Source organism: Pantoea sp. X-Soil-ISGK-285, from assembly GCF_059730815.1.
This window is the reverse complement of the sequence record NZ_AP035938.1, coordinates 350486-374080: the sequence shown is the minus strand read 5'-3', so window position 1 is coordinate 374080 and position 23595 is coordinate 350486. Positions and strand designations below refer to the sequence as shown.

Below are 23595 nucleotides of genomic sequence, written 5' to 3'. Positions count from 1 at the left end.
GCTGATAATAATGAAATTTAAAACGTTGATAGCAGGTGCCGTGCTGGCATGTTCATTGAGTGGCGCTGCGCAGGCCGCTGAAAGCGATCCGCAGTATGTCTCCGACTGGTGGCATCAGAGCGTTAACGTGGTAGGCAGCTACCACACCCGTTTCGGACCGCAGTTTAACAACGACGTTTATCTGGAATATGAAGCGTTTGCGAAGAAGGACTGGTTCGATTTTTATGGCTACCTCGATCTGACCAACTTCTTCGGCGCAGGCAACAGCAACGCCAACGGCATTTTTGATCACGGTTCACCGATGTTTATGGAGATTGAGCCGCGCTTCTCTATCGACAAACTGACCGGCACCAGCCTGGCGTTTGGTCCGTTCAAAGAGTGGTATTTCGCTAACAACTACATCTACGACATGGGCCGCAACAGCGATAGCCGCCAGAACACCTGGTACATGGGTCTGGGCACCGATATCGATACGCACAGCGATGTCGGTCTGTCGCTGAACGTCTACGCCAAATATCAGTGGGAAAACTACGGTGCGGCGAATGAAAACAGCTGGGATGGCTATCGCTTCAAGGTGAAATACTTCGTGCCAATCACCACGCTGTGGGGCGGTAACCTGGGCTATGTGGGCTTCACCAACTTCGACTGGGGTTCCGATCTCCGCGATAAAGGCGGTTCATCACGCACCAGCAACTCCATCGCCTCCAGCCACATTCTGTCACTGGGTTACGATCACTGGCACTTCTCTGCGGTAGCGCGTTACTTCCACAACGGCGGACAGTGGGCGGATGGACAGGAACAGAATTTTGGCAACGGGCCGTTTGAAGTGAAATCGACTGGCTGGGGTTACTACCTGGTGGCGGGTTATAACTTCTGATTACGTGCGGCGGCCTGAATAGCGCCGCCGCGCATTAATCCGGGCAGTTGCCATTAATTAATACGGCGCCGCAAATTGCGACGCCGGCTGGCCCGATTATTCCTGCGGCTTCTCGACATTGATGCGCCACGGAATGTTGAACTTATCAATAAACATCGCGAATCCGTTCGACCAGAACGTCTCCTGCCACTCAGTTGTCACCTTGCCGCCTGCCGACAGTTTCTCAAACCAGGCTTTACCCTTTTCGACATCGGTAGTTGAGAGACTGACCGCGTAACCGGCATGCTCAGACGCTGGCGGCTGATCGGTGTTGCCATCGCTCAGCATCAGCTCACCGTCACCAATACGCAGCTGGGCATGCATGATCTTTTCTGGCGGCTGCGGCGCGGCAGACTGATCGCCGACCTGCTCACCCTGATCCGGCATATCACCGAATTTCATTTTAGAGAGCAACTCTCCCCCGGTCGCCTGCAGGTAAAAGTCGATAGCCTCTTCGCAACGGCCATAGAGAAACAGATAAGGACTGACTTGCATCGTAACCTCTATATTTGTCGGGTGGATTTTTTTCAGTACCTTAACAGTGTAGACGATCAACTTTACTCACTGATTTTACTGGCAATAACGGCGAAAGAGTTGTGCCATATAACTGCTCATTGGGGTCAGCGTCGTGTCTTTGCGCTGGATCAGATAGAAGATCGCTTTCGGCAGGGGTTCGTCGAGCGTCAGCGCCACCAGCGACCGACCCAGAATCGGGTCGTCAATGACGTCGACCGACAGAATACTGATGAAATCGCTTTGCGCGACCAGGCTGGTGCAGGCCATAAAGGTTTCACAGGTCACCACAATTTTCGGGGCCATGCCGCGTTCGCCAAACAGATCGTGCAACAAGCGGTAGTAACTGCCTTTAGGCGTTGGCATCGTCCAGTCCGCCTGCTGTAACTCCGCCAGAGAGCGCGCCTTTTCCAGCGGATGGCCTTTGCGCACCACCACCTTGTACTCGCGCTCCATCATCCGCTCATACATCAGCTCCTGATCGAGATGGCTCTGATCGTAGGTATTAATGGTGAAATCGAGCGCCCCCTGACGCAGTTCATGCACCATCGACACCAGCTGGCCTTCGACGATGCGCACCTTCACCAGCGGGTATTCGCGATGAAACTGGTTAATCACCTGCGGCATAATGGTGCGCGCCACGCTACCACCGACGCCGATATTCACCTGACCGCCACCCAGTCCCAGCCGCTGCTGAATATCCTCTTCGGCGACCCGCAGCTCTGCCAGCACCAGGCTGGCATGCCGAAAAAAGTTATCACCGATATCGGTTAACACCACGCCCTGCTGACGGCGGATAAACAGCTTTGCCCCCAGCTCGCGCTCCAGTTCCTGAATCGCTTTGGTTAACGCCGGTTGTGACAGCCCGGAAAGACGGCTTGCCGCCCGGATACTGCCCTGTCGCGCCACGTCAACGAAGGCGCGCAGCTGATGGAGCTTGAGATTGGCAGACATAATTTTGCGATAACCGTTGTTTATCAGTCACAAGATATTCGCATCTTATGCCGGTCAATACCATTGTGTAGATTCGGAACAGTGCATAAAAAATCAACAACGAGGAGAGAGCCGATGAACCCCCTTTCAGACCACGTCAGCGCCCGGCTGCCACAGCTGCAACAGTGGCGTCGCGACTTCCATCACTATGCCGAATCTGGCTGGCTGGAGTTCCGCACCGCCACCTTCGTCGCTGAAGAGCTGCATAAGCTCGGTTATCAACTGAAGCTGGGCCGTGAGGTCATCGACGCCGACGCGCGGATGGGCTTGCCCGACGAGGCAGTGCTGAAGCAGCAGGAAGCGCGCGCGCTGCAACAGGGCGCGCTGCCGCAGTGGATCAGCCACTTCTCCGGCGGATTCTGCGGCATCGTGGCAACGCTTGAGACCGGCCGTCCTGGCCCGGTGATGGGCTTCCGCGTCGATATGGATGCCCTGGATCTCAACGAGAGCCAGGCTGACGATCATCTGCCGCAGCGTGAAGGGTTCGCCTCCTGCAACGCAGGCATGATGCACGCCTGCGGACATGACGGCCACACCACCATCGGGCTGGGTCTCGCCTCGTTGCTGATGGCGATGAAAGATCAGCTCAGCGGCACGATTAAACTGATCTTCCAGCCCGCCGAAGAGGGTGTGCGCGGCGCAAAAGCGATGGTGGCGGCGGGCGTAGTCGATGACGTTGATCGCTTCACCGCCATTCATATCGGCACCGGCGTGCCGGCAGGCGAAGTGGTGTGCGGCAGCGACAGCTTCCTCGCCACTACCAAGCTGGATGTTCACTTTACCGGCGTCGGTGCCCATGCGGGCGGTCGTCCTGAAGAGGGGCGTAATGCCCTGCTGGCCGCCGCACAGGCAACGCTGGCGCTGCATGGTTTAACCCAGCACAGCGGCGGCGTGGCACGGGTCAACGTGGGCGTGCTGCAGGCGGGAACCGGCCGCAACGTGGTAGCCGACTGCGCCCTGCTGAAAGTCGAAACCCGTGGCGTGACCAATCAGGTCAACGACGACATCTATCAGCAGGCGCTGCGGGTGATTGCCGGTGCGGCGGCGATGTATGGCGTTGAGCAGCAGGTCTCGCTGATGGGGGCCGCACGCAGCTGTACACCGACGCAGCCATGGGTTGATTTCATCCATCAGCAGGCGGACGCGCTCGGTATCTTCGACTCCGTGGTCGATCGTAAAGCGCAGGCGGCAGGTTCGGAAGATGCGACCTACATGATGGAACGGGTAAAGCAGCGCGGCGGTCAGGCCTCTTACGTCATTTTTGGCTGTGAGCTGGCGGCGGGTCACCACAATGCGAAATTCGACTTCGATGAGCGGGTGATGCCGGACGCCATCACGCTGCTGGCGACGCTGGCGCTGAACCAGGCGCAGTATGGGGGCTCACGATGATGGAAGACTTTATTGCCGACTATATCGATCGTCATCAGCTTCGTTTCAGCACGCTCAGCGACGCCATCTGGGACACACCGGAGACCCGCTTTGCCGAAACCCGCTCGTCAGCCCTGCTTTCTGATGCGCTGGCAGAAGAGGGATTCAGAGTGGAACGCGGCGTGGGTGGCATCGATACGGCGTTTATCGCCAGTGCGGGCAGCGGCAAGCCGGTGATTGCCATCCTTGGCGAGTTCGATGCGCTGGCGGGCCTGAGCCAGCAGGCGGGCTGCGCCCGGCCGCAACCGCTGGAAGCCAACGGCAACGGACACGGCTGCGGTCACAACCTGCTCGGCACGGCGGGTGTTGCGGCGGCCTGCGCCGTGAAAGCCTGGATGGAACAGCATCACACGGGTGGCACGGTGCGCTTTTACGGCTGCCCTGGCGAAGAAGGCGGTTCGGGCAAGACTTTTATGGTGCGCGAAGGGCTGTTTGACGACGTTGATGCCGCCGTGACCTGGCATCCGGAGGGGTTCAGCGGCATGTTCAATCTGCGCACCCTCGCCAATATTCAGGCGGCGTTCAGCTTCAAAGGGGTTGCGGCGCACGCGGCCAATTCTCCCCATCTGGGCCGAAGCGCCCTGGATGCCGTCACGCTGATGAATACCGGGGCCAACTTTCTGCGCGAGCATATCGTTCAGGAGGCACGTCTGCACTACGCCATCACCAACAGCGGCGGTGTATCGCCGAACGTGGTGCAGGCCGATGCGGAGGTGCTCTACCTGATCCGCGCCCCGGAACTGCCACAGGCGCAGGCGATCTATGAACGGGTGATCAATATCGCCAGGGGGGCAGCACTGATGACCGACACCACGCTGACCGTACGTTTTGACAAAGCCTGCTCGGATTACGTCCCGAATCGCGCGCTGGAAGCGGTCATGGAGCGTTATTTGCATCAGTTTGGTTTGCCCGACTACAGCGACGAAGAACGCGCGTTTGCGGCTGAACTGCGTGCCACGCTCACTGATGACGATCTGCGCAATGCCCGGCTCAATGCCGCCCGAACCGGTGGTGAAGCAGGTCACGCCTGGGCTGAAAAACTGGGCGACAAGCTGTTTATGGATGAGGTCGCGCCCTATGCGGTCACACGTGAACTGCTTTATGGCTCCACCGACGTCGGCGATGTCAGCTGGGTGACGCCGACTGCACAGTGTTTTGCGCCCTGCTTTACCTTCGGCACGCCGCTGCACACCTGGCAACTGGTGGCGCAGGGACGCACCAGTATCGGGCATAAGGGGATGTTTCTGGCGGGCAAAGTGATGGCGGCCACGGTGTTAACGCTGTTAACGGATCGGCAGGCGCTGGCTGGCTGCCGGGCCGAGTTTGATCGGGTACGCGCCGCGCAGCCCTATCACTGCCCGATCCCGGCGGGGATCACACCAACAAAACTGGCCGAATGAGCCAACGGCCGTGTCTCTGACGCGGACCACTATAAAAAAATATTGCAAACACTTCCCCGATTCAGCGGTGCCGGAACTGAACTCACCGCCTGTCGCACAACGCGACCGGCGTCAGGCCTTGCTACCGCCGATAAAAGGGACACAAGACGAGAACCAATACCATGGAAGCAACATCCGAGAACCGCAGTCCTGGCCGGCTCTTCAGCTGGATCGAGCGCGTGGGGAATAAAGTCCCCAACCCGTTTTTACTGTTTGTCTATCTGATCGTGGTGCTGATGGTGGCGACCGCCATTATCAGCGCGCTGGATCTGGCGGTGAAGAATCCGAGCAACGGCGAAATCGTGCGGGTGAATAACCTGCTGAGCGTCGCAGGCATTCAGTGGATCCTGCCAAATATCATCAAAAATTTCAGCAGCTTTACCCCGCTGGGATCGATTCTGGCGCTGGTGATTGGTGCCGGACTGGCGGAAAAGGTCGGCCTGCTCCAGTCGCTGATGGTGAAGATGGCGTCACGCGTCAGCCGCCGTTATGCCAGCTACATGGTGCTGTTTATCGCCTTTTTCAGCCATATCTCCTCGGATGCCGCGCTGGTGGTGATGCCGCCGCTGGGCGCACTGATCTTTCTGGCGGTGGGCCGTCATCCGGTGGCGGGCCTGCTGGCCGCCATTGCCGGTGTGGCCTCCGGCTTTACCGCCAACCTGCTAATTGTCACCACCGATGTGCTGCTCTCGGGCATCAGCACTGAAGCGGCTAAAGCGGTCAGCGACACAGTGCATGTCAGCGTCATCGATAACTGGTTCTTTATGGCCACGTCGGTGATTGTGCTGACGATTGTGGGCGCGCTGCTGACCGATAAATTTGTCGAGCCGCGACTGCCAAAGTGGCAGGGCAACGGCGAGAAGCTGGCGGCGCTGACGCCGCTTGAAAACCGCGGTCTGCGGGCTGCCGGGATCGCCGCGCTGCTGTTTATCGCCCTGATGGCGCTGCTGGTGGTGCCGGAAAATGCACCGCTGCGCAATCCCGCCACCGGCGCCATTATTCCCTCGCCTTTTATTCAGGGCATTGTGCCGATCATCATTCTGTTCTTCTTTGTGGTGGCGATTGCTTATGGCGTGGTCACCCGACAGATCCGCCGTCCGGATGATATCCCGCAGTTGCTGGTCGATCCGATGAAGGGCATGGCGGGTTTTATCGTGATGGTGTTTCCGCTGTCGCAGTTCGTGGCGTTCTTCAACTGGAGCAACATGGGCAAATTCATGGCGATCGGGCTGACTGATGTGCTGGAGAGCGCAGGCGTCAGCGGCGCGCCCGCTTTTCTTGGCCTGATGTTCCTGTCGGCGTTTCTCTGCATGTTTATCGCCAGCGGCTCAGCCATCTGGTCGATTCTGGCGCCGGTCTTTGTGCCGATGTTTATGCTGCTCGGCTTCCACCCCGCCTTTGCCCAGATGATTTTCCGCATCGCCGACTCCGCCGTGCTGCCACTGGCACCGATGTCGCCGTTTCTGCCGCTGTTTCTCGCCTTTTTGCAGCGTTACCAGAAAGATGCGCAGCTCGGCACCTATTACGTGCTGATCTTCCCCTATCCGCTGGTGTTCTTTATCAGCTGGATAGCGCTGCTGCTGGTGTGGTATCTGCTGGGTCTGCCGATCGGGCCAGGCGTCTGGCCGAAACTGCCGTAAAGCACAGTGCCACCGATGAATGTTTCATCGGTGGCACGTTTTATTTTTTTTGTTAAACGGCGTGCAGGGAACAACGGCTCATTGCGCCGCCAGCTCCTTAAAAAATTCCGGGTTTTTCTGGATAGTGACCAGTACTTTAGCTGCCAGCCCGGTCGGGTTACGCCGTCCGGCTTCCCAGCTCTTAATGGTATCGAGGCTGGTTCCCAATGCCGTCGCCATCTCGCTCTGTGAGACGTTAAGCTGTGCCCGGATAGCCTTCACGTCGGCAACCGCGTAACGGGTAACACGACCGGGCTCCCTGATACCGTTTTTGATCTCCACAGCCTCTTCCAGCGATGCTTTCAGCTCGTCAAAAAAACTCACGTTACACCTCATCTTTCAGTAATTGTGTCAGCTTCTTCAGCTCAGCTTTTTCCGCGTCCGTGAAAAGGTGTCATAAAGCAAGGCTATGATAACGCAAGGACGCCATTTGCATCCATGCGCTCCTGCCCCCGCGTTACCGGACTGAGAGACAGTCCGGAGTTCGCTGCAATCAGATTCTGGCCTGGTCGCCGCTGCCGGAGTGCGCCTGCCACGGATGGCAAAACCTGCAACGTACGTTGCTAAATAGTCAGCAACGACCCTCTCGGCAACGGCGGATGAATTGACTATTCTGCTATTTCTTCGCTTGCTAACGGTTAACTATTTTAATAAGCCTCCGACCGGCTGCGAGTCGTCTCCACACTGCCTGAGGTTCACGCTGACATGACCACCTCCTCCACCAGCCTGCCGCCGATGCACGCTTCATCGGCGGCCCGTAACAGCTTAGCCGCTCGGGTTGATGCGCTGCCCTCCTCCGCCGGATTGTGGCGCTTTATTACGCTGCTGGCGCTGGGCGGCTTTTTTGAGCTTTATGACCTGTTTGAAACCGGCTATATCAGTACCGGCCTTCTGTCGGCCGGCGTATTTCACACGGGTGCGGCAGGCGTGCTGGGCTTCTCCGATCAGGCGGCCTTCGCCTCAGCCACTTTTCTCGGTCTGTTTTTTGGTGCCAGCCTGCTGGCACCCTACGCTGACCGCTTTGGTCGCCGTCTCACCTTTATGTGTGCGCTGCTGTGGTACGGGCTGTTTTCACTGCTGATGGCGTTCCAGCAGAGCGCAGAGATGATTATTCTGTTCCGCTTTCTGGTGGGGATCGGGCTGGGCGTCGAGCTGGTGACCATCGACACCTATCTGTCGGAATGGGTGCCGACCCATCTGCGCAGCCGCGCCTTTGCCTTCTCCTTTTTCGTGCAGTTTTTATCGGTGCCGGCCGTGGCGCTGATGTCGTGGTGGCTGATTCCACAAACGCTGTTCAGCCTTGAAGGCTGGCGCTGGGTGGTCATTGCGGGCGCGGTCTGCTCGCTGGTGATCTGGCTGGTGCGCAGGAACCTGCCGGAGTCGGCGCGCTGGCTGGCGCAGCAGGGTCGTCATCAGGAGGCGCATCAGGTGCTGTCCACGATGGAGCAACGCTGCGGCATCCCGGCCGGACCCGCTTTTTCAGCCGATGACGCCGCGGCGCAGCTGCCAAAACGGGGGCGCTTCAGCGAGATCTGGTCACCCGCTTACCGCAAGCGCACCCTGATGCTGGTGGTGATGAATTTTTTCCAGGCGATCGGCTTTTTCGGCTTTGGTAACTGGCTGCCTGCGCTGCTGTCAGGCCGCGGTGCCACGGTGACGCACAGTTTGCTTTATGCCTTCTTCATCACGCTCGCCTATCCGCTGGGATCGCTGATCTGTAGCCGCTACGCCGATAAGCTGGAAAATAAGTGGCAGATTGTCCTGTCGTCGCTGATGACGGTGGTGTTCGGCACGTTGTTCGCCTTCCAGACGCAGCCGGTATTGCTGATTCTCTGCGGCTTCCTGATCACCTGGTCCAACGCCTGGCTGACTTTCAGTTTCCACGCCTATCAGACCGAGATTTTCCCGACCCATATTCGGGCGCGGGCGGTCGGCTTCTGCTACTCCTTCAGTCGCCTCTCTACGGTATTCAGCAGTATTTTGATTGGGGTGATCCTGCAGTACGCCGGTACGCCAGGCGTGATTACCTTTATCGTGCTGAGCATGGTGATGGTGATGCTGTCGGTAGGGATTTATGGGCCGAAAACGCGCGGTATCGATCTGGAGAATATCTAAAAGAAAAGGCCGTCATCCTGATGATGACGGCCTTTTTTACTGCCGATTATTTGCCTTCCAGTACCCGGATATCTGCACTGCCCAGCCGATCTTTCTCATCTTTACGCAGCTCAGCGACCTGTTTCGCGCTGACCGGCTCCGACGCCTTGTTGCCCCAACTGTTACGCACGAAGTTCACCACGTCCGCCACCTGCTGATCGTCAAGACGCCAGCCAAATGCTGGCATGGTAATCGTCGACGGCGCGCCATTGACACCAGGCAACTGCCCGCCCACCAGTACGATATGGATCAGTGAGGTCGGATCGTCCGCCAGCACCACCGGATTACCGCGCAGCGCCGGATAGAAACGTTTATAGCCGCTGCCATCGGTTTTATGGCACGCCGCACAGCTGTCGACGTAGGTGGCTGCACCCGTCGCACTGTCGTCACCTTTCCACAACGCTTTGGCGGTGGCGTCATCGACGCTGAAAGCTGCCTGATGAGGATCTTTCGCGCCCAGCGACTTCAGATAGCGCGCAATCGCCGTGATATCGGACTCGCTCAGGTGCTGCAGGCTGTGTTCCACCACGTCGGTCATGCCACCAAAAGCAGCGGTCTGATCGTTGCGGCCATAACGCAGGAACTGACGCAGGTCCTCTTCGCTCCAGCGACCCAGTCCATCGCGGTTGTCGCCACGCAGATTGCTGGCGGTCCAGCCATCAATCGGTGCGCTGCTGCCCGCCAGATAGTCGCTGCCCTCATTGTTGGTCAGCGCCTTCTCCTGCATCGTGATGCTGCGCGGCGTGTGACAGGCCCCGCAGTGACCCAGTCCTTCTACCAGATAGCGACCACGTGCCAGCACCGGATCTTCCTGGGCTGCAGGCTGGAACGCTTTCACGTCGGGCGCAAAAATCCCGCGCCAGATCGCCAGCGGCCAGCGCATCGACAGCGGCCAGGGAATGTCGCTCTCCCGGTTTGGCTGCCCGACCGGCGCGACGCCATGCATGAAGTAGGCGTAAAGCGCCTTCATGTCTTCATCGCTGACCACTGCATAAGAGGGATATGGCATCGCCGGATAGAGCGTATCGCCATTTTTCGCCACACCCTGACGCACCGCTTTCTGGAAGTCGTCGTAGCTGTATTCGCCAATGCCAGTCGCGGGATCGGGCGTAATGTTGGTGGAGTAGATGGTGCCAATCGGTGTTGCCATCGGCAGCCCACCGGCAAACGCCGCGCCGCCTTTGCTGGTGTGGCAGGCCACACAGTCACCGGCTCGCGCCAGATACTCACCCCGTTTAACCAGATCGTCCTGGCTGCTCTCCGCCAGGGCGGCGAACGTCAGGGAGCCAAGAATCAGAGCCAGAATGCCATTTTTCATCGCCATGTCCTTATGCCTGCACCAGTGGGCCTGGATTTTTCAGGTAGTGTTCGCGAATCGCTTTAGCTGACCAGTAGGTCAGCGCCGCCACCATGCCGGTCGGGTTGTAGCCCAATCCCTGCGGGAAAGCTGATGCGCCCGGTACAAACACATTCGGTACGTCCCAGCTTTGCAGATAACGGTTAACCGCACTGGTTTTTGGATCGTCGCCCATGATCGCCCCGCCACTGATGTGGGTAGTCTGATAAACCGTGGAGTCGAAATGGGTGCCCGGCTTTTTCGCGCCGCCGATGATCATCTTCGGATTCATCGCTTCCGCGATATTGCGCATCTTACCGACCATGAACTGCGCCATTTTGATGTCGTTATCCTGCCAGTCAAAGGTCATGCGCAGCAGCGGCTGTCCATAAGCATCTTTGTAGTTGGGATCGAGATCAAGGTAGTTGGCGCGATAAGACTGGTGGGCGCCGTGCGCATCCATTGACAGATGATGGGTGTAGGTATCCGCCACCGCCGCTTTCCATTTGCTGCCCCAGTTGGGCGTACCCGCCGGCACCGGCAGGCCGGAGATCGGTTTGGTGCCCGCCTGGTTAACCCAGAATGGCGAACCACCAACAAAGCCCAGCGGCCCATGGTCGAAGTTATCCGCGTTGAAATCATCAACCGCAACGCCTGCGCCACCCGCACCGATAAACGGATTAGTGGTGGTGTTCTTATCAAACAGCGCCTTCAGCGTAGAGAGGTTCTGATAGGCGAAGTTGCGGCCTACGGTCCCTTCGTTGGTAATCGGGTTGTAGGGTTTGCCGATGCCCGACAGCAGCATCAGGTGAACATTGTGGAACTGGAAGGCGGAGAGGATCACCAGGTCAGCGGGCTGAATCTGCTCGCGGCCCTGCCCATCCACATAGGTCACGCCGGTCGCACGCGTTTTGTCATCGCTGAGATTGACCCGCAGCACATAAGAGTTATTGCGCAGCTCAAACTTCGGCTCCTGACGCAGCGCAGGCAGGATATTGACGTTAGGCGACGCCTTGGAATACATGTAGCAGGCGTAGCCGCTGCAATAACCGCAGAAGTTGCACGGCCCCATCTGTGCGCCGTAGGTGTTGGTATACGGACCCGAGGTATTGGCGGACGGCAGATCGTAAGGGTGATAGCCGACCGACTCTGCCGCCTGAGCAAACAGCTGCGCCGAGTAAGTGCGCTTCTGCGCGGGCAGCGGGAAGTTATCTGAGCGATCGGGCGCAAACGGGTTGCCGCCTGTATCTTTGCCGACCACTTTGCCTTTGATACTCCAGGCGCTGCCTGAGGTGCCAAAAACCTTTTCCGCTTTGTCGAAGAACGGCTCCAGCTCATCGTAGCTGACGCCAAAATCCTGAATCGTCATGCCTTCCGGAATGAAGTTCTTGCCGTAGCGCTCTTCGTAATGGCTGCGCATCCGCAACTCAACCGGATCGACACGGAAATGGACGCCGGACCAGTGAAGACCCGCGCCACCGGTACCGGTGCCGGGCAGAAATGCCGCCAGCTGACGATAGGGCACTGCGGTCTGCGACGCATCATGACGAATGGTCACGGTGCTTTTGGAGAGATCCTGGAAAAGCTTTTTGCGGACGTTATAGGTCAGCTCATCAATGGACTGCGGATAGGAGCCATCGGGATAGGTATCGCGGTGCGGTCCGCGCTCCAGCGCCAGCACGTTCAGGCCCGCTTCGGTCAGCTCTTTCGCCATAATGGCACCCGCCCAGCCGAAGCCGACAATCACCGCATCCACTTTTTTCATTTCGTTTGCCATGCTTAGCTTCTCTCCCCGCGAATCGACACTGACGGGAACGGATAACGTTCGCCGCGCTCTACCCAGTCCATAAAGTCGGCGCGTGCGCCAGGGAAGTTAATCAGCTTCCAGCCGACCATGCCCTGATTCCCGCCGTGTATAGGATCGCTGAAGAAGCCTTCGCGGGTATTCTGCAACAGGAAGCTAAAGAAGACTTTTGCTGGCAGCTGGCTGAATTCAGCACTGCCATTTTCCATCGCCTGCAGTAAGGCATCCTGCTGCTCGCCACTGAGCTGGGCGAACACCTTGCCGTGCTGCTTTTTGCTGTAATTATCGGCATCGGCCAGACCGAGGCGGTAGATCTGCTGTGGCACCAGCGGCAGCTGATAGCCCAGCTCTTTCGGCAGGTCGGGGTTAAACGGCCCCTGCATATACCAGTTCGACCCCGTGGCATACGGCGTATTCATCTGACGATCGATAAACTCAGGCACGCCCGCTTCCAGCGCACCAGGCCCGCGTTCATCGCTGGGGATAAGCCGTGCCACGGCGGCGGTAATAAAAGCAAACTCTTCGGCGGTGAACCAGTTCGGCTGGTAGTCGCGCGCCTGCTGTGGCGTGGCCGGGGTTTCAGCCGCCTGTGTGGCCAGCGGCAGGGAGAGTGCACCCATCGCTGTGGAACCTACCGCCATTGCAGGCGCCAGGGTGATTGTCTTCAGCAAAAAATCCCTGCGTGAATGACCCTTTTTTTGTTCTGACATGACATTGCCTCATTCCCGCGCTGACCGGCGGTATGAAAAAAATAGGTGGTTGCGTTGTAATGGTTTTTATCAGCAGATACAGGCCAGGAGCCTGTTTGTTACCGGTAACAAACAACCTATTGTAACACTGCCATTCACAAAGATTTAGTTCCAGGAAACAAAACCGCACAATTTCATTAACATCTATCCCCCTCCTGTCATTAGCAGAAACAACAGACTACAGACAGCGACCCGTCAAAAACGTTATAACAGGCAACACACAACAGCGGAGTGCCTATGTTTAAGTCTTTTTTTCCGCGGCCAGCGCTGTTTTTCAGCTCTGCGGCTGTCTGGAGCTTAGTAGCGATTTTTGCCTGGTTCGGCTTTGCCGCGCATCTGCCCGGCATCTGGCCCACCTTTGAAACAGCAATGAAACAGCCCCTGCCGACGACGGCAGCGCGTTTTATCGCCGTGAGTCAGCTCTGGTTCTACCTCTATTACTGGATCATGGTAGCCATTTTTGCCGGGGTCTGGCGGTTGATTGATGCGCATCCATGGCAACGCTGGTCAGTCTGGGGCTCCGCGCTGATCATCTTTGTGACCTGGTTTGGCGTGCAGGTCGGAGTGGCCATTAACGCCTGGTATGGACCGTTTTATGATCTGATTCAGAAAGCGTTAACCAAAGCGGGATCGGTGCAAATTGCGGAGTTTTACCATGAGGTTTTCTCTTTTCTCGGCATCGCATTAATCGCGGTGGTGATTGGCGTACTCAACTCCTTCTTTATCAGCCACTGGGTTTTCCGCTGGCGTAGCGCCATGAATAACTACTACATGCACAACTGGCAGCGTCTGCGTCATGTCGAAGGTGCCGCACAGCGTGTGCAGGAAGACACCATGCGGTTTGCGACCACGCTGGAAAACTGGGGTGTCAGTTTTATTCAGGCGATTATGACGCTGGTGGCGTTTTTACCGGTGCTGGTCGCGCTCTCCCATCACGTGAAAGATATTCCCATCCTCGGCAATATTCCTTACGCACTGGTAATTGCCGCTGTGCTCTGGTCAGTGTTTGGTACTGGCTTGCTGGCGCTGGTAGGGATTAAGCTGCCGGGACTGGAGTTCCGCAATCAGCGGGTTGAAGCCGCCTACCGTAAAGAGCTGGTCTACGGCGAAGACAATGCCGATCGTGCCACACCGCAGACGGTTCAGGAGTTGTTCAGTCGGGTGCGGGTTAACTACTTCCGTCTCTACTTTCACTATCTCTACTTCAACATCACCCGCATTCTCTATCTGCAGGTTGATAACGTGTTTGGTCTGTTCCTGCTGTTTCCATCCATTGTGGCGGGCACCATCACGCTGGGCTTACTCAACCAGATCACCAACGTGTTTGATCAGGTGCGCGGCTCGTTCCAGTATCTGATCGCCTCCTGGTCGACGCTGATCGAACTGATGTCGATCTATAAGCGTCTGCGCAGCTTTGAACAGATTCTGGATGATGTTCCGCACGATGAGATGATGCGCGAAGCGTCGGAAGAGGTGTAACGGGTTGGAAAGAGAGAAGCCACGATAATGTGGCTTCTCTCTTCTAATCACAGATCAAAAGCTATTCTTTTGCCTGTCGGCAATTTGACATCGATACTTATCTCGCCTCCCAGAGCCGTAACGTAACGCTTCAGCGTAGAAAGGCGAGGATCATTATCAGCCTGTTCCATTCTGGCGATAGTTGGCTGTTTCACACCCATTGCGTGCGCCATCTCTGTCTGTGACAGGTTAAGTTCTTCGCGCAACATGTGTAGCGCGATAACCTGCCGCATTGCATCGACTTTTTTGGCAATGCGTTCGCGACTCTCCGGACTTTGATTTGCCATCAGCTCTTTTAAATTAGCCATTATCCCCTCCATTCAAATATTTGCGGAATTCAGCATCTGCCAATTTGATCATGTCTTTATAGAATTTCTTTTCCTTAACCCCGGTTTTATCGCCTGCACACAACACAATGCCGCGGCGAGAAGGATCAAAAGCAAAGAAGGGCCGTATCGGTTTGCCTTGATGCTGCACTCTTAATTCTTTCATATTCGGAAAATCAGAGCCGTCTACGGTATCAGCAAACGGCCTCGCTAAATGCGGCCCATACTCAGACAGGATAACTATCGCAGCGAGCATATCCTCCTTCAGTTCCTCACTCTGAGCCTTAAACCACTCATCAAATCTTTTGGTTGTATCCACATCCCACATCGCAACATCCTTATAGCGAATAAGCTATAAATGATACTATAGCCTGTTCGCTATAAAGGCAAGTGTCTCGCGGGCCGCCAGGGCAAAAGGATATCCCAGACCTCAAACCGGCTTTGAAAATAAAAAAAGCCACTCGTCAGAGTGGCTTTCTCGTTTACAAAGACCGGATGTAAAACAGCTTCAACACAGCAGTGCCCGGGACCTCACGCCTTACAGTGCAATACGCATCACGCTGTCAGGATTTTTTGGCGGCGCCTTACGCGAGCCAGGCTGCTTCACGCTGACATAAAGCACCTTGCCGTCTGCCGAGAGTGCCAGACTGTTAGGCAGCGCCGGGGTTTTCACCGTGCGCTTCACCTTATAGCTGCTGGCGTCGATGATGCTGACTTCACCCGCTTTGCGATGGGTGACATAAAGCTCATCGCGCTCACCATTAAACAGCACCGCCAGTGATTCCGGCACATCAATCCGCTGAATCACCTGCTGATTACGCAGATCAACCACCAGCACCTGCGCCTGCTTTGAATCTGTCAGGAAGGCGCGCTGACCGCGCGTATCCAGCGCGATGTTCAGGAAGAAGTGCTCTTTATCTCCGTCAATCTTCTGCTTTTTCTCAATGGCATTGGTGCGCGCATTGATCGTCACCAGTTCACCATCACCGTTGGTGACGTAGACCTTTTGCGCGTCTGAATCTACCGCCAGGCCGGTGCCCATTTTACCGGTATTCGGGATGGTACTGACAAGCTTCAGCGTGCTGCCATCCACCACCCAGACCACGCTTTGCGGTCCCAGGCCGGTGATATAAACCCGGTTAGTTTTAGCATCAACCGCCACCTGACGCGGCTGCAATGGGCGCACTGTCTCACTGCGCTTACGGCTATCCAGCACCAGCGTGTTGAGCACTTTGCCGCTGCTGGCGTCAATGGCCGTAACCGAGCCGTTTACGGTGTTGCCGATGTAGAGCACGTTGGTTTGCGGGTTGATCGCCGCGCCGAACGATTTCAGCTCCGTGTTGATCGACTGCTGTACCGCCAGCGTAGCCGGGTCGAGACGGAAAACTGTGCCGCCGTCACCGCTGCTGTTCTGCGCTGTCGCCACGAACAGCGCGTTATCTTTCGGGCTGACTGCCAGTTCATAGACGCCTTTACCCACAGCCTGATTGAGATCTTCAGCCTGCACCGCCAGCCATCCTGAGGCAGAGAACAGGGCCGTAGCCAGTAACAGCGGACGCAGGGTCCGGCACGTATTGGTAATCGCTTTCATAACTTCTCCATAGTTAATCCACTGCAGACGCAGTGAAAAGAAAGCCCGACATTGCAACCAGAAACAGCTGACCAGCAGTCAGATGCAGAATTGTTTTTGAGAATAATAATTATTTCGGGGGAAAAGGGACAGGATTATTAGCGGATAAACGCCGCCAGGACGCCCAAAGGCGTCCTGTCAGCACAAGAGGGTAAAACTTAACTTATTTCAGCAGCTCAGCGGTCATGTGAACGCCGTTGTTGGTGTAAGCTTCAGTGATTTTATATGAAGCACCAGCTTCCTGAGCCTGCGCAGCGATTTTCGCTTCAGCACCATCCAGCGTAGAGTCGATGGCGGTCACAGATTGGGCGAAGCTGGCGAATGGCAGAACAGAAAGCGCGATAACAGCTGCAAAAGTTTTGATAGATTTCATGGTCAATTCCTCGGTTAATTTTTATCAGTTAAGGCGTGCTGCCTTGTTGAGAGATATATTAGTCCGGAAGTTGATCAGTAAAAAGCGGAGGGTTTTGCTTAACTCATTCAGTAAAATTGATGATAAAAAGCACATTTCGCACAGTTATCACTCAAAAGGTTAATAATCTACGCCCATTAAAAAAGGCAGCATATATTGCTGCCCTTGAGAATTTAACCGTGATGTCGTACCCGGGTGAAGATGGTCAGCGCGGCCAGCAGCATCAGCACTCCGCTGGCAACGAACACACCGCCTGCGCCGCGCAGGTCAAACATCCAGCCACCCGCAGCTGCACCGACAGTAATCGCCAGCTGGATGGTGGCAACCAGTAAACCGCCGCCCGACTCCGCATCATCCGGCACCGCGCGCGAAATCCAGGTTGACCAGCCGGTTGGCATCGAACCAAACGCCATACCCCAGATCGCCACGCCTGCGCCTACCATCCAGCTGACATCGCCAAAGCTTACCAGCAGCAGCGCGGTGACACTCATCAACAGCGCCATGCCACTCAGGGTCAGTGATACGCTGCGGGTGACCAGGAAACCGGCCAGCGAGGTGCCAAAGAAGTTCGCCACACCAAAGGCCAGCAGCACCAGCGACAGCTGATTGAGGTTGAGCTGCGCAACGCTTTCCAGAAATGGACGCAGATAGGTAAAGAAGGCAAAGTGACCGGTAAACATCATGATTACCGCCAGCATTCCCCAGCGCATCACACCAATACGCAGCAGCGCCAGCACCCCGCCGTTGCGGGCTTTGTTCTCTGCCGGCATGGCGGGCAGGGTAAAGAACTGCCACAGCAGCGCCACCGCACCCAGTCCGGCAGTCAGCATAAAGATGTTGCGCCAGCCCACCAGTCCGCCGAGATAGCTGCCCAGTGGCGTAGCGATAATCGTCGCCAGCGAGATACCGCTGAAGACGATAGAGAGCGCACGCGGCACCTGATCGGTGGGAACCAGGCGCATGGTGATGGCGGTTGAGAGTGTCCAGAAGCCGCCAATGGCCATACCCAGCAGCACCCGCGCCAGCAGGATCACCGTCAGGTCAGCCGCAAACGCCACCATCAGTGCCGACGCAATAAGCAACAGCGAAAACACCAGCATGACGATGCGGCGGTCGATGCGCCGCGTGACGCTGCCGGTGACCAGACTGGTAAACAGCGCCACCAGCGCGGTGATGGTGACGGTCTGTCCCGCCTGGCCTTCGGATACGCCGAGGCTGTGGGCCATCGGCGTCAGCAGACTCACGGGTAAAAATTCGGCGGTGATGAGGCTGAACACCCCAAATGCCATAGCAAATACCGCGCCCCACGCGGGACGGGTCGGCGAGGAAACCTCATCAGCCACTTCGGTTGTCAGACTCATGCTGCTTCTCCGGAAGATAAAAAAGTGAGTGTGAGCATAGAACGCCGTGTCAGGACGATCTATGATGCTTACACCTTCATTTTTGATAATTCGTCTGGAATCACATGAGCCACTATGGAGATCTGACCAGTGAACTGCTGATGGGGATGCGCCTCTATGGCGTGAACTATCAGCGTATCGCAGTGAGCGCGCCGTTTGGGCTGCGTTATGATCACGCGCCGGGCCGGGCGCAGTTCCACTTTGTCGGACGCGGCTCACTGATGGTGCGCAGCGCCTCCGGCGAGGTGTTTCAGCTCAACAGCGGCGATGCGCTGCTGGTGCCGCACGGCAAACCCCACAGCCTGATCTCCAGTGAGGAGGCGAGCTGCCAGTGTATTAAGAACATGGCGAGCAAGCCGCTCTGCGACAGCGTCTGTGCCATTGCAGCCCCGGAAGATGCCTGTGATGACGAGCACAGTGTGCTGCTGTTCAGCGCCTGCATGGCGTTTGAGCTCGGCGGCATGCAGCCGCTGATCAACACCATGCCCGATGTGATGCTGGTGAGTACTCTGCTGTCGCAATACCCGGAGATTCAGCCGATTCTGGCGGCGATGGAGCGGGAGTCGCTCACCCGCCAGGCGGGATTCGCCGGTATTCTGTCGCGTCTGGCAGACGTGGTTGCCGCGCTGATTGTGCGCGGCTGGGTAGAAAACGGCTGCGGCGAGCGCAGTGGGCTGGTGCAGGCGATGCGCGATCCACGTCTGAGTCAGGCGATTGCCGCGATGCATCGGGAGCCAGGCGAAAACTGGACGGTGGCGCGGCTGGCCAGCGTGGCAGGCTGTTCGCGCTCAGTGTTTGCCGGACGGTTTCTCAATGCCACCGGCATGACGCCGCTGCGCTATCTGACGGAGTTGCGGATGCGGCTGGCGGTGCAGCGGATTGTGAACAACGGTGAAGCGGTGGAAGCCGTGGCTTATCATCTCGGCTACGGCTCGATTGCGGCATTCAGTCGCGCCTTTAAACGTATTGTCGGTCAGTCACCAGGCGCACTGCGTGCCGGACGCGACGGCACGCAGGCGCTGGCCTCTTAACCGGGCCGCTGAATCTCTTCTCTTAACGAAAGACGCTGATCGCTTCGACCAGACGGTTAGCCTGATGGGTCATGCGACCTGAAGCCTCGGCGCTTTCTGTCACGCGGGCGGCATTCTGGTGGGTGATATCATCAAGATCTTCCACCGCTGAACTGACTTCGCTGAGCGCGGTCGCCTGTTCGGCCGTGGCGGCGCTGATCTGGGCGATCAGTGCGGTGACATTCTGCACCTGCGACACGATATCCTGCATCGTGCGGCCTGCCGCGCTGGCGTGCTCATTGCCCGAGTTGACCCGGCTGGCGCTGGTTTCAACCAGCATTTTGATTTCGCTCGCGGCTTTGGCGCTGCGCTGCGCCAGGCTGCGCACTTCTCCGGCGACCACCGCAAAGCCTTTGCCCTGCTCACCGGCCCGAGCCGCTTCCACGGCGGCGTTCAGTGCCAGGATATTGGTCTGGAAGGCAATCCCGTCGATAACGCTGGTAATATTGGCAATCCGCTTTGAACTGTCTGCAATTTCGCCCATCATGCCCATCATTTCGGTCATCACCTCGCCGCCTTTGCTGGCAGCGTGGCTGGTGCCGGCTGAGAGGGTATTCGCCTCATGCGCAGTTTCAGTGTTGCTCTTCACCGTGGCGGTCATTTCGTTCATGGTGGCCGCAGTCTGCTGCACGTTGGCAGCCGCCTGTTCGGTACGGCGGCTGAGTTCGTTGTTGCTGCGGGCGATGGCGTCGCTGGCGCTCAGCACGTTGATCGCCTGGCCGCTGACATCATCCACCAGCCAGCGGAACATCAATCCGAGCTGACCGATGGCGCGCAGCGTCACACCCACCTCATCAACGCGGTCCATCTGCTCCACTTTATGGCTGGCACCGGTTGCCACGCTCAGCGCCTGTTTGCACATCCGCTCAATAGGGCGTGAAATCTGCTGCTCCAGCCACAGGCTGCAGAGCAGAAGCAGCGCAGCCATTCCCGCGGTAAAACCTGCCAGTGCCGCGGGCGTCATGCCCAGCGCCCAGACGCCTGCCACCGAGAGGGGCAGTAACGTCAGCAGCGTTGTGCGGATCCGCCAGCGAAGGGGCAGCGTCTTCAGGATTGAGGCGGGACGACGCCAGCCGCTGCGAACCAGCAGGCCTTTGTGAAAACGTCGCCCTCTGGCGCGGCCTTCACGAAAATCCTGATAGAGCACCTCAGTCTGACGCACTTCCTCTGCCGTGGGTTTGGTGCGCACCGACATGTAGCCCTGCACTTTACCGTCGCGGACTACCGGAATGGCGTTGGCCCGCACCCAGTAGTGATCGCCATTTTTACGGCGGTTCTTGACCAGTGCCGTCCAGGGTTCACCCTGTTTCAGCGTCGCCCACATGTCGGCAAACGCTTCTGATGGCATATCGGGGTGACGTACCATGTTATGCGGCTGGCCGTTGATCTCGTCGGCGGTGAAGCCGCTCGCCTCGATAAACGCGTCGTTAGCGTAGGTGATGTGGCTGTTAAGATCGGTGGTCGACATCAGTGTCGCATTATCGTCGAACAGATATTCACGCTGAGAGACAGGCTGGTTGTTACGCATCAAAAGTCCTTGGAGACCCGACGTCCTGCACGCGACGGTCTGAGTGTCGGCATGAAAACTGTGGGCTGAGAGATAACGATTACCTTTTTTTATGTTTTCGGCATGCTTCTGCCTACTCTTTAGCGTTTAAGTTAAATTAGTGGCAATAATAAAGCCGCTTTGTAGCGGCTTTCACATTTTTGGTTGATTATCCATCCGTTAGCCGGACTGGAGAATTCCGGCAGCGGGTCAGCTGAGGTCGACATTACGGGTGCCAAACCACCAGGTGAGCAGGAATCCGCCGATCCAGGCCACCATCAGCCCGGCCAGATAGACCGCCATGCCAGCGAAGATCCCCTGGCTGGAGGTCATCAGTGGCAGCGTGACCAGGCCGGAGGGTCCGAATACCGTGTTCATCCCGACCGGCAAACCCAGCCACGCCACCAGCCCGATAAAGAACCCGCCCAGCGCACCACCGCCGCAGGCGGTGATAAAGGGCTTGAGGCGCGGCAAAGTGACGCCGTAGATCAGCGGTTCACCGACGCCAAGCAGCCCCGGCACGATTGCGCCTTTGATCTGCGCCCGCAGCAGCGCCCCTTTTTCTGCTTTGCACCACAACGCCAGTGATGCGCCGACCTGGCCTGCTCCCGCCATCGCCAGAATCGGGAAGAGCGAGTTAAAACCCTGGGTTTCCATCAGCGCAAAGTAGACCGGAATAAAGCCCTGATGGATGCCGAACATCACCGCGATCAGGAACAGCCCGGCCAGCAGCGCACAGCCAAAGGGATTGTTATTGAGATGGATAAACAGCCACGACATCCCTTTAAACAGTTCGCCGCCCAGCGGCATGATCAACAGATAGGTGATGGCGCCGGTGATCAACAGCGTAAACAGCGAGGTGAGGATCATATCGAGATTGTCGGGAATGATTTTGCGCAGCTGTTTTTCAATCCACGCCCCGATAATCGCCGCCATCAGCACGCCAATAATGTTGCCGCGCGGGTCGATCGCCAGGCCAAAGAAGTTTTCCATGCCGCTGTAGTAGCCGGTGGTGGCCGTGGGCACATAGCCGAGCACAAACAGCGAGGCGATGATTGCGCCATTGACGCCGCTGCCGCCAAACGCTTTTTGCGCGTTGTAGCCAATCAGGATGCTGAGAAAGGTGAACAGCCCTTTACCGAAGACTTTCATGTACGCCACGGTATGCAGCAGCCAGGGCGCGTGGTCACCGGGTGCAGTGAGGTGGAGACTCTGTTCAATCAGCGTGGCAAATCCCAGCAGCAGCCCCGCGCCGATAAAGCCCGGAATCAGCGGAGTGAAGATGGTGGCGAAGCGCGACAGGAACTGATGCACGCCGCTGGTCTGTTTCGCCTTTAGCTGCTGCTTCTGCTGCTGCGCCAGCACGCGAAGTTCCGCTGTTTCGCCCTGCGGTGCCAGCGCGGTATCACCCTGAGCCAGCAGGTTCTGCATCCCCTCGGCGGCGGTTTGCGCCTTGCCAGGTCCCAGCACAATCTGCAACTGTGCCTCGCTGTCGATAACGCCTAAGACACCCGGCAGGCTTTTTAACCGTGCCAGATCACTCTCTCCCGGCTGATTGAGCGTCAGGCGGAGCCGCGTCATGCAGTGACCACAGGCCGCGATATTCTGCGCGCCACCGACCGCCTGCAGGATGTCGCGCAACAGTGCCTCGGTGATTCTGGCCATTAGCGTGCTCCCGCTGCCTGTAAAGCCTGACGGATAAAGCCCTGATGCTGACTGAGCAGCGCTTTCGCCTCATCAGCAGCCAGGTCAGCCAGTACCATCAGGATGGCGGTTTTGCAGTGTCCGCCACAGGCGGTGAGCGCGGCGCTGGCCGTCGCCTCATCACAGTCAGTGGCCTGCATGACGATGTTAACCTGACGCTGTACCAGTTTCTGATTGGTGGCTTCCACATCGACCATCAGGTTGCCGTACACTTTTCCGCTGCGGATCATCGACCCGGTAGTGAGCATGTTGAGCACCAGTTTTTGTGCCGTGCCCGCTTTCATACGGGAAGACCCGGTGACCACTTCCGGGCCGACCACCGGCGTGAGCGCAATCGCGGCAACCTGCGACATGGCGCTGCCTGGATTACAGGTGAGCGATACAGTAGTCGCGCCAAGTTCGTTCGCGTAAGCCAGTGCGCCCAGTACGTAGGGTGTCCGACCGCTGGCGGCGATGCCAACCAGCACATCGTGGCGGCTGAAGTGGATATCTTTCAGATCCTGCGCGCCCTGCTCCCGGTTGTCTTCCGCGTTTTCTACCGCCTGAAGTATGGCGGTATGGCCTCCTGCAATCAGGCCGATAACCTGCTCGCGGGGTGTGCCAAAGGTAGGTGGGCATTCGCTGGCATCCAGTATGCCCAACCGACCGGAGGTGCCTGCGCCGCAATAGATCAGTCGTCCACCGGCCTGGAATGCGGCGCAGATGGCGTCAACGGCGGCGGCAATCTGCGGCACGATGGCCTCAACCGCCAGCGCCACCTTTTTATCTTCATCATTGATGACGCGAAGCATCGCTTCGGTGGAGAGTTCGTCAATATTCTGGCTGGCCGGGTTGCGGCCTTCGGTGATCATCTGGCTGAGGTCGAGTTTCATGGCGGGCTCCGCAAAGGAATAAATTATTCAAATTACTAACCATCATAACGAATGATTAATTCATTGGGTGAGATCTTTTTTCGATGGATGTGGGGTGAGTCATGTT

General features: G+C 57.5%; 21 protein-coding genes. 7 read left to right on the top strand and 14 right to left on the bottom strand.

Annotated features, from left to right (window positions below):
- Window positions 1-10: 10 nt before the first annotated feature.
- Window positions 11-877: a nucleoside-specific channel-forming protein Tsx gene (locus AC6I8B_RS01655; RefSeq protein WP_052271192.1), complete on the top strand. Its 867-nt coding sequence runs from the start codon at window positions 11-13 to the stop codon at window positions 875-877.
- Window positions 878-973: 96 nt separating this feature from the next.
- Here the strand turns inward: AC6I8B_RS01655 and yjdN are convergent, their stop codons facing one another.
- Entirely contained in the window at window positions 974-1411 is a 438-nt protein-coding gene (yjdN, locus tag AC6I8B_RS01650; protein WP_010252091.1) for a VOC family metalloprotein YjdN, read from the bottom strand.
- Window positions 1412-1486: 75 nt separating this feature from the next.
- Window positions 1487-2383 (bottom strand): LysR family transcriptional regulator, encoded by an 897-nt coding sequence (locus tag AC6I8B_RS01645; protein ID WP_010252093.1) that lies wholly within the window; start codon window positions 2381-2383, stop codon window positions 1487-1489.
- A 114-nt stretch (window positions 2384-2497) separates the two neighbouring features.
- Between AC6I8B_RS01645 and AC6I8B_RS01640 the strand changes: the two genes are divergently transcribed.
- The 3 genes from AC6I8B_RS01640 to abgT all read left to right on the top strand — a co-directional run bounded on the left by AC6I8B_RS01640 (window position 2498) and on the right by abgT (window position 6929).
- Window positions 2498-3811: a M20 family metallo-hydrolase gene (locus AC6I8B_RS01640; RefSeq protein ID WP_497816111.1), complete on the top strand. Its 1314-nt coding sequence runs from the start codon at window positions 2498-2500 to the stop codon at window positions 3809-3811.
- A complete protein-coding gene (locus tag AC6I8B_RS01635) occupies window positions 3808-5250 on the top strand; it encodes a M20 family metallopeptidase (protein WP_157353508.1) in 1443 nt (480 codons plus the stop codon). The genes AC6I8B_RS01640 and AC6I8B_RS01635 overlap by 4 nt, the downstream gene beginning before the upstream one ends.
- Before the next feature lie 161 nt (window positions 5251-5411).
- Window positions 5412-6929: a p-aminobenzoyl-glutamate transporter gene (gene abgT, locus AC6I8B_RS01630; protein ID WP_010252101.1), complete on the top strand. Its 1518-nt coding sequence runs from the start codon at window positions 5412-5414 to the stop codon at window positions 6927-6929.
- Window positions 6930-7007: 78 nt separating this feature from the next.
- Here the strand turns inward: abgT and nadS are convergent, their stop codons facing one another.
- Complete coding sequence (gene nadS, locus AC6I8B_RS01625; RefSeq protein WP_022625237.1) at window positions 7008-7292, bottom strand: NadS family protein; 285 nt, start codon at window positions 7290-7292, stop codon at window positions 7008-7010.
- 381 nt (window positions 7293-7673) lie between these two features.
- Between nadS and AC6I8B_RS01620 the strand changes: the two genes are divergently transcribed.
- The gene (locus AC6I8B_RS01620; protein ID WP_061061385.1) at window positions 7674-9083 is read left to right on the top strand and encodes an MFS transporter; all 1410 of its coding nucleotides are present in this window, start codon (window positions 7674-7676) and stop codon (window positions 9081-9083) included.
- A 46-nt stretch (window positions 9084-9129) separates the two neighbouring features.
- Here the strand turns inward: AC6I8B_RS01620 and AC6I8B_RS01615 are convergent, their stop codons facing one another.
- Genes AC6I8B_RS01615 through AC6I8B_RS01605 form a run of 3 tightly spaced genes read right to left on the bottom strand, consistent with a single transcriptional unit; the run spans window position 9130 to window position 12972 of the window.
- Window positions 9130-10440, bottom strand: coding sequence for a c-type cytochrome (locus AC6I8B_RS01615; RefSeq protein WP_033780611.1), 1311 nt, complete (start codon window positions 10438-10440; stop codon window positions 9130-9132).
- Between the two features lie 10 nt (window positions 10441-10450).
- Window positions 10451-12235, bottom strand: a complete 1785-nt coding sequence (locus AC6I8B_RS01610) for a GMC family oxidoreductase (protein ID WP_010672042.1) — start codon at window positions 12233-12235, stop codon at window positions 10451-10453.
- 2 nt (window positions 12236-12237) lie between these two features.
- Entirely contained in the window at window positions 12238-12972 is a 735-nt protein-coding gene (locus tag AC6I8B_RS01605; RefSeq protein ID WP_010672043.1) for a gluconate 2-dehydrogenase subunit 3 family protein, read from the bottom strand.
- A gap of 276 nt (window positions 12973-13248) precedes the next feature.
- Here AC6I8B_RS01605 and sbmA point away from each other — a divergent pair, with 276 nt between their 5' ends.
- Window positions 13249-14490, top strand: coding sequence for a peptide antibiotic transporter SbmA (gene sbmA / locus AC6I8B_RS01600; protein WP_033770848.1), 1242 nt, complete (start codon window positions 13249-13251; stop codon window positions 14488-14490).
- A 47-nt stretch (window positions 14491-14537) separates the two neighbouring features.
- Here the strand turns inward: sbmA and AC6I8B_RS01595 are convergent, their stop codons facing one another.
- The 5 genes from AC6I8B_RS01595 to AC6I8B_RS01575 all read right to left on the bottom strand — a co-directional run bounded on the left by AC6I8B_RS01595 (window position 14538) and on the right by AC6I8B_RS01575 (window position 18258).
- Window positions 14538-14837 carry a helix-turn-helix domain-containing protein gene (locus AC6I8B_RS01595; RefSeq protein WP_022625233.1) on the bottom strand — a complete coding sequence of 100 codons (300 nt, stop codon included), beginning with the start codon at window positions 14835-14837 and terminating at the stop codon, window positions 14538-14540.
- Window positions 14830-15183: a type II toxin-antitoxin system RelE/ParE family toxin gene (locus AC6I8B_RS01590; RefSeq protein WP_497816110.1), complete on the bottom strand. Its 354-nt coding sequence runs from the start codon at window positions 15181-15183 to the stop codon at window positions 14830-14832. Before AC6I8B_RS01590 ends, AC6I8B_RS01595 begins: the two co-directional genes overlap by 8 nt.
- A 210-nt stretch (window positions 15184-15393) precedes the next feature.
- Window positions 15394-16446, bottom strand: a complete 1053-nt coding sequence (gene yncE / locus AC6I8B_RS01585; RefSeq protein WP_061901847.1) for a 7-bladed beta-propeller protein YncE — start codon at window positions 16444-16446, stop codon at window positions 15394-15396.
- Window positions 16447-16648: 202 nt separating this feature from the next.
- Window positions 16649-16858 carry a YdgH/BhsA/McbA family protein gene (locus tag AC6I8B_RS01580; RefSeq protein ID WP_009092571.1) on the bottom strand — a complete coding sequence of 70 codons (210 nt, stop codon included), beginning with the start codon at window positions 16856-16858 and terminating at the stop codon, window positions 16649-16651.
- Window positions 16859-17070: 212 nt separating this feature from the next.
- The gene (locus AC6I8B_RS01575) at window positions 17071-18258 is read right to left on the bottom strand and encodes an MFS transporter (RefSeq protein ID WP_010252123.1); all 1188 of its coding nucleotides are present in this window, start codon (window positions 18256-18258) and stop codon (window positions 17071-17073) included.
- A 104-nt stretch (window positions 18259-18362) separates the two neighbouring features.
- Between AC6I8B_RS01575 and AC6I8B_RS01570 the strand changes: the two genes are divergently transcribed.
- Window positions 18363-19328, top strand: coding sequence for an AraC family transcriptional regulator (locus AC6I8B_RS01570; protein WP_033770846.1), 966 nt, complete (start codon window positions 18363-18365; stop codon window positions 19326-19328).
- Window positions 19329-19350: 22 nt separating this feature from the next.
- Here the strand turns inward: AC6I8B_RS01570 and AC6I8B_RS01565 are convergent, their stop codons facing one another.
- From AC6I8B_RS01565 to murQ, 3 genes are all read right to left on the bottom strand, one after another.
- Complete coding sequence (locus AC6I8B_RS01565) at window positions 19351-20895, bottom strand: methyl-accepting chemotaxis protein (RefSeq protein ID WP_010252127.1); 1545 nt, start codon at window positions 20893-20895, stop codon at window positions 19351-19353.
- Window positions 20896-21123: 228 nt separating this feature from the next.
- Window positions 21124-22578 carry a PTS N-acetylmuramic acid transporter subunit IIBC gene (gene murP, locus AC6I8B_RS01560; protein WP_157353522.1) on the bottom strand — a complete coding sequence of 485 codons (1455 nt, stop codon included), beginning with the start codon at window positions 22576-22578 and terminating at the stop codon, window positions 21124-21126.
- Window positions 22578-23489: an N-acetylmuramic acid 6-phosphate etherase gene (gene murQ, locus AC6I8B_RS01555; protein ID WP_010252133.1), complete on the bottom strand. Its 912-nt coding sequence runs from the start codon at window positions 23487-23489 to the stop codon at window positions 22578-22580. The genes murP and murQ overlap by 1 nt, the downstream gene beginning before the upstream one ends.
- Between the last annotated feature and the right edge of the window lie 106 nt (window positions 23490-23595).